Below are 16,214 nucleotides of genomic sequence, written 5' to 3'. Positions count from 1 at the left end.
AATTGCCGCACCGGGCGGCGTCTTCTTGAACATCATCATCATCAAAAGATCCCCGAGTTGAGCTGGTAGCCGGTCACCGTCTGACGCTCCCCGGTGGCGGCCTCCACAAAGGTGATTCGCCCCTGGGGGTGCACCTGGTTGACGTAGACGCGTCCGCTCCCCGGGATAAGCCCCATAGCGTCAGGGAGCGCCGAGAGCCGCATCACTTCGCTGCGGAAGGTGCCCAGGTTGACGCGCACGATCTCGCGATGCGCCACTAGCTCCGCCGCCCCCGGCTGGGGGTTCTCGTAGCTGAGGTAAACGAAGGCGTCGCCGGTGTCGGGCGCAAAGAGCACCGCGCGCGCAATCTCAAGCTCGGTGAGCACCAGGCGAGTCTGGGCGGTGCCGATATCGAGCACCGAGAAGCCGTGACTGCGCTCCACAAACTCGGGGTCCGAGGGCGTCAGCCCCTCGCGGGAGCCGGGCCGACGCGGGTGAATCACCAGAAAGGTCGAGCCATCCTCATCGGCCAGCACCCCGCGCACCTCTTTTTCAAAACGCACCGTGCGTTGCTCCAGGCCGGCCATCGCCACGAGCACCGCGCGCTGCTCCTGCGGGTTGGTGGTAAAGGCCATCGCCACCGAGGCATCCTCGCTCAAGACCACCGAGCCCAGCGCGGGCACCTCAATGCTCAGGTAAACAAAGCCCTCCGAGTCCACGAAGGCGTCTTCGGCAAGGGGCGGCACAAAGGCGCCGTCGACCCACAGACCGCGGGCCTCCTGATCGGCGCGGGCGGCCTCCAGCCCCTCGGGGAGGGTGATGGTGAGCAGGCGGTCAGCCTCACTGAGCGCAAACACGAGGGTCGCTTCGCTAAGCGCTGCGCCGGTGGGAGGGGCGCCCAGCGCGATCGCAACGCGCGTGTCCTCGCTCAAATCACTCACAAAGAGAAAGGGCTGCGAAGGTGTCCAGGCCACCAGCGTGTCGCCCTGGGGGCCGAGGTGCAGCCGGAGCTCGGCGGGGTCCACGGCCTCAAAGCCAGGCGGCGTCAGCGGGCGCGGGGCGACGAAGCGATCACTCTCAATCGCCGCCAGATCCAGCACGCTCACCCCGTCATCGCTGACCACCAGCGCGCGCTCACCGACCTCGTCGAAGAGCACCTGACGCACCAGAAAGCCCACCGCTACATCGAAGCTGCCGGCGCTGCTGACCACCGTCACGGCCGAGAGGTCGCCGGCCGGGCCGGGCTCGGAGCTGTCGTACCAGGCCACCCCGAATCGTCCCGAGGCCGTGGCCTGAAGGCGGTTGGCGTGCGGCATCACCGGCACGTGCAGGCTCTCCCCACCTTCCGGGTCGAGCAACGACACGGTGTGGTCGCCCGAATTGAGCACCATCACCCGCGCGTCGTCGCCGGCGCCATCCGCCGGCGCCACGACCTTCGTGGGCGCACGACCCACCGGCACCGCCTGAATCTCCAGACTGCGGCTGTCGATGATCGCCACCGCGTCGAGCGTCTCATTGGCCACGTAGACCTTATCGCCCACGATCGCCGGCTGCGAATACGTATACGTCTCGGGCACCTCCGGCTGCGGGGGCTGCGGCTCACCGAGATCACCGTCATCGGTCGGAGGCTGATAGTCGCCTCCGGCGTCGGCGTCGTTGGTGCCGCCCGGCGGGCCGGCCGACTCGCCACCGCAGGCCGCTGTGGCGAACACCGCAAGCGCTGCGATCAGCAGCTGTATCGCGAACTTCTGACCTCGCATCACTGCACCTCCGCGTTGAGCTCAAACCCGCTGATCGTACGCTGGGTGCCCGTCTCAATATCAAAGAACGTCACGCGCCCCTGGCCGTCCTCCTGGGTCACAAAGACCTGGTCGGCGACCACCCCGATCTGGGCCGGACGCCGGGGGATGGGCAAAACCTCCACGCCGAAGGTCTCCAGGGAGATGCGCACCACCCCGAAGTCTGCGCCCCCCTCATCGGCCAACAATCCGTAGAGCCAGGTCGGCCCGGTCTGAGACTCGACCATCAGCACCGACTGCGGCTCGGCCTCAAGCACCACCGGGCGCACATAGCCCGTGGCCAGGTCCCACAGGCTCAGCCCCTGCTCATAGCGGAAACGCTCCTCCCAGCTCGCACCGCCCGGGGCGCTGCCGGGTTGGGGGCGATGCACCACCACGGCGATCTGGCTGTCGGGAGAGAGCGCCAGCGTGCGAATCTGATTGCGCAGCGTCACCGTCTGCACCCCACCGGTGCCCACATCCAGAAGTCCCACTCCCGGCAACGCGGGCAGGGTCGAGAAGACCAGCAGCGACTGCTCATCCGGCGTCAGCCGCGCGATGCCCGTCTCCACCCCCTCCACATCGGTGAGCTCCACGAGCGCTGCGGCCGCCTCATCGCTCTCGGCGGCCAGCGCCGCGTCCAGATCAAAACGCCCCACCTGCCCCTGCTCGCGCATCGCAAAGAGCACCTCGCGGCGAAGCTCCCCCTCAACCTCCCGCTCCAGAAGCTCCACATCGGTGGGCACGCCGGGGAGCGGGAGCATCCGCTGCTCGGCCACCGCCAGCTCCTCCACTGACAACCGGAAGAGCCCCAGCCCGGAGAGCTGCGAGCTGCGCAAGATCATGCTCGAAGCATCGGCGGTAAACGCCGCTTCCTGATCGCGAGGCGGAAAGTCCTGCGTCGCCGCCCCCAGATCGAGCGTGGGCACAAAGGCGTCATCCTTAATATCTTCAAACGCAATGCGGCTGATGCCCTCCTCACCCACCACAAAGCCATACTCGCCATCATCGCTAAAGGAGATCGACTCAATGCGTCGCGTCACCGAGAGCTGATGCGCCTCATCTTCGCCGGGCGCATCGCCCAGGGCGATGAGCGCCATCGTCTGCAACGAGACCGCACTCCCCTGGGTCGGCAGCGGAAGCTCCGGGTCGATGTACGCCAGCGCGTAGCGCCCGCCCGGAGCCACCACCAGCTGGTTGACCTCGCGGGGCACCCGCACCACACGCACGTCCGGCCTGTCGCGCTCATCACGCACATCGGCGCGCACGATCGCCACCGTCGAGGTCCCCTCGCTCCACACATAGGCCACCGCCCCGACCTCCTCGACCTCGGCGGCGACCACCGCCTGGGGGTTAAGCCCCACGCGAATCGGCTCCACCTGAAAAGTCTCTCCGTCGATCAGCGCGACCTGGTCGCCCCCTTCGCGCCCCGTCGGCACAAAGATGTAGCGGTCGGTGGCGGCCACTCGCTCCACGATCTGCTCTTCGATCTCGGGAGGCGGCTCGCCCGGGTCATGATCTTCATCAGGCGCGCCCATGCCTGCATCGGCATTGTAGTCGCGATCCTCATCGGAGCCGCCGGGCGCAGCCTCATCGTAATTTCCCGACTCGCCACAGGCCATCGCGCCGCAGAGCGCCAGAGCGCAGAGAAGTCGCAGCGCCACAGGCGTTGCTCGCTTCAGGGGGTGTGTCATCTTTGCCTCGTTATCACCGGTACTGCGCCCCTGAGCCCGTGGGGAGCGCGGGGCGCAATGCGCTGTTTCGCGCGCTATGAGAAACGTCAGAAACATAACGTTACTTTGCAAAGGTCAGGCCACGGCCGCATCCCGACGCGTCTTCACACGCATCACAACGCCGCTCGCCAGCCGCAGGGGCAGCGCCGCACCACAGGTGGATGAAACGCACTCCCCCCCGGGATGTCGCCATACAAAGAACTCGCGCACACAGGTCAACCGGCGCGCGACGCTCCAGGCGCGCTCAGAAGCGCAGTCGGAGTCGGGCGCCGGCGCTCTGTGCGCCAACCTCGGGCATCACCGTGAGCGCCGGCGCTTCGTCGCCGCTCTGCATCACCACCCAGAGGATCCCGCCGACGGTGGCCACGCCGCTGAGCGCATAGAGCGTCGGTACGCCCCAGCGCGCCGTCGACACGCTGGCCGAGAGCTCTTCGTAGCGCGCGCGATCCCGACCATCCGCAGCCACCTCCTGCAGCTCCTCAAATTTGCCGCGGCTGCTCAGATACCAGGCGCTCGCCCCCACAAGCCCCACCACCCCGCCGGCGGTCAGCGCCCAGCCGCCCACCGGCGGTCCCCCCACCCGGGGCGGCGCTTCAATCGCCGCGCTCGCGGCCGCACTCTGCGCCTCATCTTCCGCGTCGCGCTCAGCCTGGGCCTTACCCAGCCGCTCAAAGAGCGCCTCCCCTTCCACCGCCAGCGACGCGTCCCAATGCGCCTCCCCGAGCTTGAGCTGCTCGCGCGCCGCCTCAAGCTCCCCGGCCTCCAGCGAGGCCTCGGCCAGCACCAGCGAGCAGTCCGCGTAGACCGCCGCGATATCGAGCTCATCTTCGGCGGTCGCCTCCCCGCTGGCCTCAAACCCCTGCGCCAGCTCCACCGAGCGCTCACATTCTTCGAGCAGGTAGCGCGCGATCATCTCGTTCTTGAGCAAAATCGGCTGCGGATACGCCGCATAGGCCTCACGGTAAGTGTCGGCCGCCTCGCCAAGCTGGCCGGCGTCGTACTGCTCCTGGGCCTCGGCGCTCAGACGCAACATCTCCTGGTAGGCGTCGCCCTCCTGGGCCCAGGCCGGGGCCGAGGCCGCCATCACCAGGCTCCATCCCAGCGCCAGTGCAGCAGCGCGCATCATCGTTCGGCTCGGCATGTTCATGCTCCCTCTTTATGATTCAGCGCCGCGGCAGACTCAGCCGGGCCGGCTCATCGGTGGACTCAGCTTCTTCGTCGGCCTTCTTGAGGCGACGGGTGCGGTTAAGGCGAAGACGTGCAGGCTCTTCCGGCTCCTCGGCCTCAGGCGCGCTGGCCGGCGAGTTTGTCGTGCGCGTCGGCGCACGACGCTCGGGCGCAACCTCTTGCTTCTCCTCGGCCTGGCGATCGTCGCGGGCCCCGGCCACCTCCTCGCCAGCCCCGACGCTGCGCTCCGCCTGATCGCCTGCGCCCTCGCCAGCCCCGAGCGCCGGGGCATCTTCCACGGCCGCGTCCTTCTCGATCGCGACCTCGCCAGGCGCCCCCGCAGCAGACAGAGCATCCCCCGGGCCAGGGGCCTCATCGCCTTGCCCTGCGCGGGCATTTGCCCCTTCTTCAGTCTCACTGCCCCCGACCGAGCCTTCTCCGGGCGACGCCGGGGCCGGTGCCGCCTCACCATCCTCGACAGCGAGGTTTTCTGCTGCGCCGGCGGCATCGTCGGCATCCTCGGACTCCCCGCTCATCCCGAAGATCACCCCGGCCAGCACCAGCACCGCCACGCCGATGACGACCATCAACACCACCAGCGTCTTGCGCTGGGTGGGGTTGGCCATCTCCTCCCAGGTCTCCGGCGCCTGGCGCGGCGCAGCGGCGTCTTCGGTGGCATGGTAGCCGCGCCCGGGCTGCTGCATCGCAGCCTCCGGCGCAGGCGTCGCCCCGGAGCCGGCCGCCGCAGCGCTCGGGTGCGCGTCAGCCTCGCCAGGCCCGGCGGTCGGCACGGTCTGCGCGCTGGCAAACCCCGCCTGCGCCTCATTTCCACCGCCGGCTGCACCGACCTGCACCGCGACCCCGACGTCGTCCGACGTGGTGCCCTGCCAGCTATCCGCCGAAGCCCCCAGGGTCGGCGCGTGGCCAAAGGCCAGATCGGTGGCGTGGGCGTGCACCATCGGATCGGAACTCGGCGGCTCCGGGTCAGTCGGCTCCCCGCCCAGCTCCCCGGCCATCACCGGCGCGCCCCCGCGCAGATCGGCCACCCCACCCAGATCGGTCAGGGCTGTGACCTCGCCAACCTCCACCACCACCCGATCCAGCGCCTCGCGAAGCTCGGTGCAGCTCCCGAAACGATCGTCGGGATCCTTCTCAAGACAACGCATCACGATCTGGCGCAGCTCCTCCGGAAGATCGCTGCGCACCATCGGCGGCACCTCCTCATTGAGGTGCAGCATCACCGTCTCAATCGGTGAGTCCGCCAAAAAGGGAAGTCGCCCCTCGATAAGCTCGTAGAGGATCACGCCGATCGAGTAGATGTCGGTCGCAAAGGTGATGTTCAGCCGCGCCCGAATCTGCTCCGGGCTCATATAAGGCGGCGTGCCAAACATCTGCCCCATCTTCGTCAGGCGGCTCTGGTCCTGGGTCTCATCATCCTCGGCGATGCGCGCGATGCCGAAGTCGAGCACCTTCACCTCCAGCTTCCCGCTGTCGGCGATGGTCACCATGATGTTGTCGGGCTTTAAGTCGCGGTGAATGATCTTCTGGCTATGCGCATGCTCAATCGCCGCGACCACCTGCCTCCCCAGATCGAGCACATCGTCGATCGCCAGCTTCTGCCCGGCCCACTTCTCCAGCGAGCGCCCCTTCACATACTCAAAGACCGCGTAGAGCGCCTCCAGCTCCGGCTCCAGCCCGAACTCATAGAGCATCACGCAGCCGGGGTGGCTCAGCCTGGCGATCGCCCGGGCCTCGGTCTCAAAGCGCCGCCGAATCGAAGCATCCGAGGCCAGCGAGCGGTGCAGGAGTTTGATCGCCACCTCCCGCTCAATCGTCTTATGGCGCGCCAGATACACCGCCCCCATGCCGCCGGCGCCCAGCTCGCGCTCCAGCAGGTACTTACCCTCAATGAGCGTCCCTACCAGCGAGGGGCTCTCTGTCTCGGGAGATTCGGTCATCAGATCATGTCTCAGGGGCTGCGCCAGGCGGGTAAACCCGAGGTCTCCGGGAGGCGTCGAGTCACCACGTCACGTCACGCCACGTGGTCCGAGCGGGCTAAGGTGTGATTTCGCATGTTGAACTTGCAAAGTAAAGTTACGACGCCGCGCGTCGACGCCACCCATCGCGCTGACGACCCTCGCGCCTGCCCCCACGTCGGGCCGGTGGGGTGGGCATCATGGCGAAAGGCGCAGCTGGCAGATTGACTTGCAGCAGCCGTGCCACCTCCTCCGCACCCCGACTTTAGCGCAACATCGCCGCAAACACCCCCGCGATTTTACCAACGCCTCACTCCACGTCGGGGTACACAAACCACACCCCGGACATCTTTGTCCGAACCGGTCGCATACCGCGTAGCGACGGCCCCGAGCCGCCAGCTTGACCCTCTGCGGGTCGGTCACTATGCTCCGCTGCCGTCAGCTTCATACGCGCTGATTGATGTTTCCTCGGCTTCGCCAGCTCGCCGTCCCCCCACCGGGAGGGTGTGGCCGGTTGGTGCAGGCTTCCACAGATCTTCATGCCTTCGGTTAGTTCATGGTGCCCTCCGCCTCATTCTCCCGTACGACCCGGCTTCTTGTCGCCGGTCTGTGCTCGACCTTCCTCCTGGCCTGCGACAACGACAGCCCCACCGAAGAGCCCATCTTCGTGGTCGAGGAGCCCGATCCTCTGCCCGACTTCTGCGAGGGCTACATCGCACTTCCCGTCGACCGCGACGCGCTCGCGGCAGTTCCCCCGGGCGAAGTCGCCACGGTGAAGCTCGTCGACCGCTTCGACGTAGACCACCCCGCAGGCTTCAGTGAGGAGCTCTGCCTCTCGGTCCCCGAGAACATCCTCTCGCTGGCCGTGACCATCGAAGGCAGCGACCGCCTTACCTACGCGCTCAACAGCTGGGAAGGCCCTGAGGGCTTCGAGGTCATTCGCGGAGGCTGGAACTCCGACGGCCAGGGCCTGTGCGCCAACAACTGCAACAACCGCATCTATGCGCGCATCGGCGCGTTCGCCGCGCTTGCCCCCAACAACCCGGCCAGCCGCGTCGACCCGGGCCGCCACATCCTCTCGGTTGAGGGCCGCTACTCCAGCAGCCCCTTCGCCGCCCCGCAGCCTCGCGACGGCAGCGTCAAAGTCACCATTCACGCCCGCGTCGTCGGCGATGAAGTCCCCGAGACCGGCACCCTCGATCTCAACCTCTTCTTCACCGGCTCCGACGGCTGGACCGCCGAGAGCGCCCCGACCGACCCCGAGTTTCAGCAGACCCTCGAAGAGCTCGGCGAGATCTACGCCCAGGTGGGCATCGAGATCGGTGAGGTTGCCTACCTTGATGTCGATGAAGATTTTCAGGACATCGAAGACATCATGACCGGCACCGGCGATTTCGCCGAGCTTCTGACCAACTCGGAGCGCGCCCCGCTCGATGGTCCGAGCATCTTCTTTGTCGATCGCCTGCGCAGCATCTTTGACGGCGGCGGTGGCGGCGTCCTGGGCATCTCCGGCGGCATCCCTGGCCCGGTGCACGTCAAGGGCACCGTGGCCAGCGGCGTAGCTGTGATGAGCCATCAGATCCCGGGCGGCCCGCCCGTCTCCCACATCTTCGCCCACGAGCTGGGGCATTATATGGGGCTCTTTCACACCTCCGAGAACAACCCCTTTGGTGGCCCCCAGATGCATGACCCCCTGCCCGACACTCCGCAAAACGACGAGAGCTACCTGATGCACGCCACCGGCGGTGGCGACATCCTCTCGGAGTGGCAGGGTATCGTGATGCGTAATAACCCCTGGGTGAAAAACTGAGGCGGCCGCAACCCGCACGCTTTCTGCACGATCTGGAGAACTTTATGCGCAGCATTCTGACATCGATTCTACTGGCTATGGCGCTCCTAATGGGCGCGGCCTCCCCGGCCCTGGCCCAGCACAACCACGCGCTGGAAGCCGACGCCGACTTTGACGACTTCCTCAACACCATCGACGCGCTCCCCACCCCCGAGGTGCTGGAGCGCTTCCCCGACGCCGAGGCCCGCCTGCTTGAGGTGGCCACCGACGCCGAGGCGACTGTGTACCGCCGCTGGCGCGCCACCTCGATGCTCTCGAACTTCAACTCCCCCGAGGTGCGCCGGGCGCTGATCACGCTGACCACCGCCGCCGATGACGACCTGCGCGGCATGGCGCTGCTCGTCCTGGGCGCGGGCTACCTGGAAGGCGGCGACGCCGAGGTACTCGCCACGATCGAGGCGCGCCTGGGCGATGAAGACGCCTCGGTGCGCGCCGACGCGGTGCGCGCCCTGGCCTACGGCCACGGCCCCCGCGTGACCGAGCGCCTGGAAATCATCGCCGCCGGCGATGACGCCCGCATGGCGAAGATCGCCACGCGCGCCCTGGCCAAACAAATCCAGAAAACACAATAAAAGCAACACCTTAGCACCACACACAAGCTCCACCGGGAAGGGGCATCCGCGATCAGGCGGGTGCCCCTTCCGAGCTTCTTGCCTTCACGGTGACGGCGTAAAACACTCCCTTTAGCTCTGATCGCGATACTGCCGCGCCTGCCGGCGCATCCCCTGCTGGGTGAAGATCGCATCCTCGATGGGCACATCGAACTCCAGCTCATCGTAGACCATGCGCGTAAACTCCCCCGGGGCGTCCGCCGGCCGCACCTCCACCTGGTGCGGGATCGGCCGACCATCGACCTCTTTGACATCGCTGAACGTGATCGTGCGCACGGCCTCCTCCCCGTCGAAATAGACCGCCTCGATCGGCGTCCATTTTTCGGCGTCGAGCGCGTACTCGATCTTGGAGTAGGTCACCGGTGCGCCCTCGCGCGGGACCATCGTCGCCTCAAGCACCCGCTCGCCATCGCGCTCGCCCCAACTCAGCTCCACCTCGAAGTCCTCTTCAAAACTCGTCTCGCGCACCAGGTCGTCGTTGGTGAGGTGGCTGCCCATCCAATCCTCCGAAAGCATGCCCGAGGGCACCCGCATCAAGCGGTCAGCCCGAGGCGCGTAGTTCCAGAGCCCCTCGGAGGTGCGCAGCGTGGCGGTGCCCGCCTCCCGGGCCGGGCTTGTGATCACAAAAAGCCCCCGTTCCTCGCCCTGGCTATAACCCTGCACGCTGAGCTCCCGTTCGCGCTCATCACGCTTGATCGTCATCGTCATCTGCGACTTCGCGCTATCGGAGCGGTAGAGCTTATCGAGGTGCGCGTTGACCTCCTCAACCGAAGGCAGCGCCTCTTCCTCCTGCGCGCTCCCCACCCCGGGCGTCATCAACGCCAGGCATACCACCGCGATCCCGCCCCACAACCCGCCTTTCAATGAAGCTGACATAAGCCCTCCCTCGCCAGTTCGGCATGGACGAAGTCTTAAGCGTGCACATCTCAAAGCTAAGCGCCGAAGACTCGCCCCGCGCGAAACTTGTAAAGTCAACGCTCACCTGCCTATAATCTGGCCCCTTACGAGTTGATTCGCGCCGCAACGACGCCTTCCGTCGGCGGCTTATGAAATGGACGATCCCATGGTGAAACGCTCTCTACTTCTCCTCTCTGGCTTGTTGCTGCTGGCCGCCTGCAGCGACGACGTCGTCGAAGGCCAGTGCGATCCCGGCCTGACCGCCAACCCCGTCACCGGCGAGTGTGTGGCCCGTCAATGCGACGAGGGTCAGCGCTACAACCCCGTCGACGGCAGCTGCGTCGACGAGGGCGACAACCCCGACGATCCCGACGATCCCGACGATCCGGGCGACGACGAAGATCCTGATTACGATCCGGACTGCCCCTTCTTCCAGGACTGCGACTCCGACGAGCCCGCCCCCTGGAACCCGCCGGCTGACGGCTCCTACGACCCCTTCGAGCCCCAGGACCCGGCCACGGCCACCTACCACAGTTGCGAGACGACCGATGTCGCGCCGATGAGCTCCCCGCAGTTCATCCTGCACCGCGCCGGCGACTACCTGCTGGCGGTGGGCCGCGGTGCCGACGTCTCGCCATTGACCTTCTTTGACCGCAACCCCCACGCCCACGTGCTCGAAGAAGCCGATCAGGGCTACGCGGGCTTTATCGTCTCGATCAACCCGCGCTCGGGCTTCACCACGGCCACCGACATGGCCTACTGGCTCAGCGACACCATCAGCGCCATCCCCGGCTACGATGAGTCCGCGCGCGAAGGCAGCGGCCGCACCTACCGCACCCACGACGGCTACAACGCCTCGGTGATGAACCACGTGCGCATCCCCACCGCCGACACCCCCGGTGAGGCCCGCGACAAGATCCTGGCCTCGATCTTTGGCATCGGCGCCTCCGACCTTGTCTATGAGCTCAACGAGGCCTCCTCGGCCGACGACTCCGGCCTGCACCTGAGCTACAAGACGGTGATGCGCTCCGATCAGCAGGTCATCATCGTCGGCGGCATCACCACCCAGGGCCGCTACGACCAGCCCGACCATGCCGCGCGCTTCGCCATCGAAGACCTCGCCGGCGGCACCGCCCTGGCGATGGCCGGCGAGACGATGAGCGATGAGTGCGTCTCGCTTACCCTGCGCGACACCACCGAGGTCGACATCATCATCTCGATGGACGCCTCCGGCTCGATGAGTTCGGTGCAATCCGCGCTCAGCGGGTTCGCCGAAGAGTTCACCAACCTCCTCAATGAAGCCGGCGTCGACTGGCGCATCGGTGTGACCGGCGTCGACTGCGACGGCATCCAGGAAGATGAGGCCCTCAGCTACGACTTCCGCTCGCTCTGGCCTGGCCCCGACGAGGGCAATCAACAACCGATTCCCGGCTTTCCGAATATGGACCTCGGTGGTCCCTGCCGTCCTCCTTCGGGCATTGGCGGCATCGGTGGCGGTGACGGCAACAACGGCGCGCTTATCGGCGGCGGCTTCACCCGCGACCCGCAGGCGATCGCCGACCGCCTCAACGATGTCTCCACCGCCGGAAACGAGTACACCCTGACGATGGGCATGGCCGCCATCGATCGCTCGCTGCCGCGTGCTCAGGGCGCCGTCGACAAGATTCGCCCCAACGCCCAGATCATCCTCGTGACCGTGACCGACGAGCGCGAAGAGCTCGTCGGGCAGATGATCTCGGGTATGGGCGACTCCATCAGTTCCTCCACTCAGGCCGAACTTGAGACCTTCCTCGACCCCTGGCTGGGTTGGCTCGCCCGCCCCGACATCGGCGCGATCGTCTACGGCCTGCACTGGATCCCCGGCCAGGCCTGCGCCACCGCCGAGCAGGGATCGGTTGCCCACGGCATCCAGCACGTTGTCGAGCAGACCGGCGGCGAGGCCGGCTCGGTCTGCCAGCCCGACGTCACCGAGACCTTCCGCGACATCGCCAACGCCACCCGTGACCTCTCCAGCGGCCTGCGCCTGGTGGGTAACCCCTACGCCAGCTCAGTCAAAGTCGACGTCACCGATCTCGACGGCAACTTCGAGCGCAGCATCCCCCGCAGCGCCGCCGATGGCTTCGATCTGGACACCGCTTACAACAGCCTTATGTTCTACGGGCCGCAAGTCCCGGAGACCGACCAGCGCGTGGTCGCTCCCTTCCTGCGTTGGAACCGCAATGTCATCCCCTGCGGTGAAGACGCTGCCTGCCCGGGCAGCAAAAAATGCGTCCTGGGCCGCTGTGAGTAATTCGTGAGCAAGTCCACCGCTTCACCCGACGCCCCATCGCCCCCACCGACCCGCTGGCAACGCCTGCGATCGACCTGGTGGGGGCGATGGGGCGTCGATCTTCTTGTGCTCGCCATCATCTTCTGGGCCATCACAAGCTATCAGACCCGCGATCTCATCGAGCGCGACACCCCGGCGCCTCCGGCCACGCTCATCAACCTGGCCGACGGCTCCGAGCTTAAGCTCGACGACCTCACCGCCGATCGCACCCTTATCTACTTCTGGGCCACCTGGTGCGGCGTGTGCAAAGCCCAGTCCCCGGTGATCTCGGCGATGCACCGCCACGCCGAAGGTCGCGACGACGTCGACGTCATCAGCGTGGCCATGGACTGGAGCGACCGCGACACCCTGCGCGCCTTCGTCGACGAGAACGACATCGACTACCCCGTCTACCTGGGCACCGACGCGCTGGGCAAAGGCTTCAACGTCAGCTCCTACCCCACCATCTACATCGTCGATAACGAGCGCCGCGTCCGCCACAGCATCATCGGCTACACCCCGCGCATCGGCCTCTACGCCCGCCTCCACCTGCTCTAAGCCGGGCGCCCAAGCCCCATTGACCCCCGCAGACCCCGACCGTAGGATGGCCGCCAGATAGGCCCCCTGGTCGCCGCGCTTTTGCGCCGCGTTTGCTTGTTCAATGAGGCACGACGTATGGCCCGCCGAAAGACCACCCGCGATCTTCTCAAAACCTACCGCCAGCAGACCCCGCTGACGATGGTCACCTGCTACGACTACACCTTCGCCCGCCTGGTGGAGAAGTCGCCCATCGACATCATCCTCATCGGCGACAGCCTCGGTAACGTCATCCAGGGCCAGGACACCACCGTGCCTGTGACCGTCGATGACATCATCTACCACACCCGCGCGGTGATGCGCGGAAACCAGTCCGCACACATCCTGGCCGACATGCCCTTTATGAGCTACCAGGCCTCGGCCGACGACGGACTGCGCAGCGCCGGCCGCCTCCTCAAAGAAGGCCTGGCGCAATCGGTTAAAGTGGAAGGCGGCGAGGAGCTGGCCCCGATGGTCGCGCGGATGACCGGCGCGGGCATCCCGGTTTGTGGGCACCTCGGGCTCACCCCGCAGTCGGTGCACGCCTTCGGCGGCTTCCGCCTCCAGGCCACCGACGATGAGGCCGCCGACCGCCTGCTCGCTGACGCCAAAGCCCTTCAAGACGCCGGCGCCTTCATGATCGTCTTAGAGATGGTCCCCTCCGAGTTGGCTGCACGCGTCACCGAAGCGCTGGAGATCCCCACCATCGGCATCGGCGCCGGCCCTCACACCAGCGGCCAGGTCCTGGTGCTGCAAGACATGCTGGGCATGAACACCGACTTTAAGCCTCGCTTCGTCAAACATTTTGCAAGCCTTGAGGCCACCGTCGTCGACGCGCTCACCGCCTACGCCGATGAAGTTCGCCAGCGCAGCTTCCCCGACGACGACCACTCCTACTGAACGACCCTCGCCGCGCGTCGCGCCCCGCAACGGGCGATGTGCGGCGAACCCCCTCGCTAAGGATCTGCCGTGGAGATCATCTCCAGCCTCACTGCACTGCGCGACGCGCGCCGCAACCTCCGGGGCACCGTCGCCCTGGTGCCCACCATGGGCTTTCTTCATGAAGGCCACCTGGCCCTGATGCACCAGGCCCGAGAGCACTGCGACCACCTCATCGTGAGCATCTTCGTCAACCCCACCCAGTTTGCCCCCGGCGAAGACCTCGACCGCTACCCGCGCGACCCCGAAGGCGACGCCGAAAAATGCCGGCAGCTCGGCTGCGACCTGCTCTTCATGCCCGAAACGTCGCAGATCTACGCCCCCGACCACAGCACCCGCGTGGAAGTCAGCGAGCTCGACCAGACCCTCTGCGGCCCCAACCGCCCCGACCATTTTGTGGGCGTGACCACCATCGTCACCAAACTCTTCAACCTCACCGGCCCCGATGTCGCGGTGTTTGGCGAGAAGGACTTTCAGCAACTTGCGATCGTGCGCAAGATGGTGGCCGACCTCAACGTGCCCGTCGAGATCGTCGGTGTCCCCACTGTACGTGAGCCCGACGGGCTCGCCCTCTCCAGCCGCAACCGCTACTTAAGCGCGGAGGAGCGCCGCCAGGCGCCCGCCATCGCCCGCGCCCTGGTCGACGCACAGCGCGCCTGGCAGGCCGGTGAGCGCAGCGCCGCCAACCTTCTGGAGCGCGCCCACAGCGCGCTCTCCGGGGCGGCTGATCTTCGCCCCGAATACGTGCAGCTCGTCCACCCCGACACGCTCACCGCCTACACCCCCGACGACGACTTAAGCGGCAAGCCCGCCCATCTGGCCATCGCCGCGCGTCTGGGGCACACTCGCCTCATCGATAACCTGCGCCTGGACCGCCCCCTGCCCCCCGGCCCTCTGGAGACGATCTGATCATGCCCACGCGCCTGCCCCACAGCCTTCTCTTCGTCATCCTCACCCTGAGCGCCCCCGCCCTGCTGGGAGCCTGCGGCGACGACCCCGTTGAAGTCGCCCCCCAGGAGCGCTGCGCCGAAGATGATCTGAGCGCCTATGTGCGCGCCACCATCGAGGGCGCTGAGAGCACCACCCAGATCGATCTTCCCCGCGCCACCATCGAAGGCGCCATCAGCGCTGAGGGCATCCTCGTCAACCTGGGCGCCCGCCCCCTGCCCGACGGCAGCGGCCAGGCCGATCTCATCCTCAACCTCGCCGACAGCCGCAGCGCAGAGAACCTCATCGACGCGCTCAGCGATCGCACCGCCGAGGCCCCCGTCATCCTGCAGGTCGTCGACGCCACCGAAGCCGTCACCGGCAGCGAAGGGCGCACCGATCTCGAGCGCTTCGAGTGCACCGTCGACAACGACACCATCTGCGTGCAGCTCGGCTACGACGTGAACGAAAACGAGACCCTCGACGACGACGATCGCTTCGTCTACCACGGACAAAGCGGCACGGTGACCATCGAGAGCTTCGACAACCGCACCACCACCATGCGCGCGAACTTCGAGCTGACCCTGGGTCAGAATATGCTCGGTTTCCAGGACACCTCCACCGGCAGCGTGGCCGGCTGCCTGATGCCCCGCTACTCCCTGGGCAGCGGCGGTCGCTACCCGCTTGAGTAAGGCGCAGCGCCTCCTGCGGCGATCCGCCACTCCCGCGCTCCGGGTGGCCACCTTGACAGCATCCGTAGGCGTGACTAAAAAACTGAATGGGCATTCATTCAGCGTTTCAACCGCCCTCGACTTCCTTACGAGCACTGGTCTCTATGGCAGATTCTGAAAAGCAGCGCGGCAGCACCGAGAAACGCGAGCGCATCCTCGAAGGCGCGCTGCGCGCGTTTGCCAAAAAAGGCTTCTACAACACCCGCGTCTCCGAGATCGCCAGCGAGGCCGGCGTCGCCGACGGCACGATCTACCTCTACTTCAAGAACAAAGATGACCTGCTCATCTCCCTCTTCGAAGATCGTATGGAGTGGATCATCGCCCGCCTCCAGACCGAGCTCGACGCGGTCGAGGGCGGCGTCATCGAGCGCATCAAAGCCTTTGTTCACCTGCATTTTCGACTCGCCGTCGAAGACCGCGATCTGGCCGAGTTCATCACCGTCGAGCTGCGCCAGAGCTCAAAGTTTGTCAAAGAGTATAAAAACCCCAAGTTTGCCGATTATCTGAAGATCCTTCATAGCCTGATTGACCAGGGCCAGAATGAGGGCATCTTCCGCACCGACCTGGACAGCAGGCTCGTCGGCCGCGCGCTCTTCGGCGCGCTCGATGAAGTCCTCTTGCAGTTCACACTCTCGCGCAGCGCCCCCACCGACGTCAGAGACGAGGCCGAACAGATCTCGACGATGATCATCGACGGGCTGATTGTGCGCGAGCCCCCCACACTGGATTAACCACCCTTACTC

The 16,214-nt window shown here is 66.4% G+C and carries 13 protein-coding genes; 8 read left to right on the top strand and 5 right to left on the bottom strand.

Annotated features, from left to right (window positions below; all coding sequences use genetic code 11):
* Nucleotides 1-41: 41 nt before the first annotated feature.
* The 4 genes from FRC98_RS14620 to FRC98_RS14605 all read right to left on the bottom strand — a co-directional run bounded on the left by FRC98_RS14620 (nucleotide 42) and on the right by FRC98_RS14605 (nucleotide 6,615).
* Nucleotides 42-1,739 (bottom strand): YncE family protein, encoded by a 1,698-nt coding sequence (locus FRC98_RS14620; protein ID WP_146982178.1) that lies wholly within the window; start codon nucleotides 1,737-1,739, stop codon nucleotides 42-44.
* Entirely contained in the window at nucleotides 1,739-3,451 is a 1,713-nt protein-coding gene (locus FRC98_RS14615) for a hypothetical protein (RefSeq protein ID WP_146982177.1), read from the bottom strand. The genes FRC98_RS14620 and FRC98_RS14615 overlap by 1 nt, the downstream gene beginning before the upstream one ends.
* A gap of 283 nt (nucleotides 3,452-3,734) precedes the next feature.
* A complete protein-coding gene (locus tag FRC98_RS21610; protein WP_230467639.1) occupies nucleotides 3,735-4,631 on the bottom strand; it encodes a hypothetical protein in 897 nt (298 codons plus the stop codon).
* A 22-nt stretch (nucleotides 4,632-4,653) separates the two neighbouring features.
* Complete coding sequence (locus FRC98_RS14605; protein WP_146982176.1) at nucleotides 4,654-6,615, bottom strand: serine/threonine-protein kinase; 1,962 nt, start codon at nucleotides 6,613-6,615, stop codon at nucleotides 4,654-4,656.
* Nucleotides 6,616-7,189: 574 nt separating this feature from the next.
* Between FRC98_RS14605 and FRC98_RS14600 the strand changes: the two genes are divergently transcribed.
* The gene (locus FRC98_RS14600) at nucleotides 7,190-8,443 is read left to right on the top strand and encodes a zinc metalloprotease (protein WP_146982175.1); all 1,254 of its coding nucleotides are present in this window, start codon (nucleotides 7,190-7,192) and stop codon (nucleotides 8,441-8,443) included.
* 44 nt (nucleotides 8,444-8,487) lie between these two features.
* Nucleotides 8,488-9,054, top strand: a complete 567-nt coding sequence (locus tag FRC98_RS14595) for a HEAT repeat domain-containing protein (RefSeq protein WP_146982174.1) — start codon at nucleotides 8,488-8,490, stop codon at nucleotides 9,052-9,054.
* A gap of 111 nt (nucleotides 9,055-9,165) precedes the next feature.
* Here the strand turns inward: FRC98_RS14595 and FRC98_RS14590 are convergent, their stop codons facing one another.
* On the bottom strand, nucleotides 9,166-9,969 hold the full coding sequence (locus FRC98_RS14590) for an outer membrane lipoprotein-sorting protein (protein WP_146982173.1): 804 nt from the start codon (nucleotides 9,967-9,969) through the stop codon (nucleotides 9,166-9,168).
* Between the two features lie 187 nt (nucleotides 9,970-10,156).
* On the opposite strand from FRC98_RS14590, the gene FRC98_RS14585 reads away from it, so the two are divergent.
* The 6 genes from FRC98_RS14585 (at nucleotide 10,157) to FRC98_RS14560 (ending at nucleotide 16,202) form a co-directional block, all read left to right on the top strand.
* Nucleotides 10,157-12,280 (top strand): hypothetical protein, encoded by a 2,124-nt coding sequence (locus FRC98_RS14585; protein ID WP_146982172.1) that lies wholly within the window; start codon nucleotides 10,157-10,159, stop codon nucleotides 12,278-12,280.
* Nucleotides 12,281-12,283: 3 nt separating this feature from the next.
* Nucleotides 12,284-12,856: a TlpA family protein disulfide reductase gene (locus tag FRC98_RS14580; RefSeq protein WP_146982171.1), complete on the top strand. Its 573-nt coding sequence runs from the start codon at nucleotides 12,284-12,286 to the stop codon at nucleotides 12,854-12,856.
* Nucleotides 12,857-12,973: 117 nt separating this feature from the next.
* On the top strand, nucleotides 12,974-13,774 hold the full coding sequence (panB, locus tag FRC98_RS14575; RefSeq protein WP_146982170.1) for a 3-methyl-2-oxobutanoate hydroxymethyltransferase: 801 nt from the start codon (nucleotides 12,974-12,976) through the stop codon (nucleotides 13,772-13,774).
* Between the two features lie 69 nt (nucleotides 13,775-13,843).
* On the top strand, nucleotides 13,844-14,722 hold the full coding sequence (gene panC / locus FRC98_RS14570; RefSeq protein WP_146982169.1) for a pantoate--beta-alanine ligase: 879 nt from the start codon (nucleotides 13,844-13,846) through the stop codon (nucleotides 14,720-14,722).
* A gap of 2 nt (nucleotides 14,723-14,724) precedes the next feature.
* Nucleotides 14,725-15,432, top strand: coding sequence for a hypothetical protein (locus tag FRC98_RS14565; RefSeq protein WP_146982168.1), 708 nt, complete (start codon nucleotides 14,725-14,727; stop codon nucleotides 15,430-15,432).
* Nucleotides 15,433-15,575: 143 nt separating this feature from the next.
* Nucleotides 15,576-16,202 (top strand): TetR/AcrR family transcriptional regulator, encoded by a 627-nt coding sequence (locus FRC98_RS14560; protein WP_230467638.1) that lies wholly within the window; start codon nucleotides 15,576-15,578, stop codon nucleotides 16,200-16,202.
* Nucleotides 16,203-16,214: the final 12 nt, after the last annotated feature.

The organism is Lujinxingia vulgaris (genome assembly GCF_007997015.1).
In the GTDB taxonomy this organism is placed as follows: domain Bacteria; phylum Myxococcota_A; class Bradymonadia; order Bradymonadales; family Bradymonadaceae; genus Lujinxingia; species Lujinxingia vulgaris.
The sequence above is the reverse complement of the archived record's forward strand: the minus strand, read 5'-3'. Positions and strand labels throughout refer to the sequence as shown.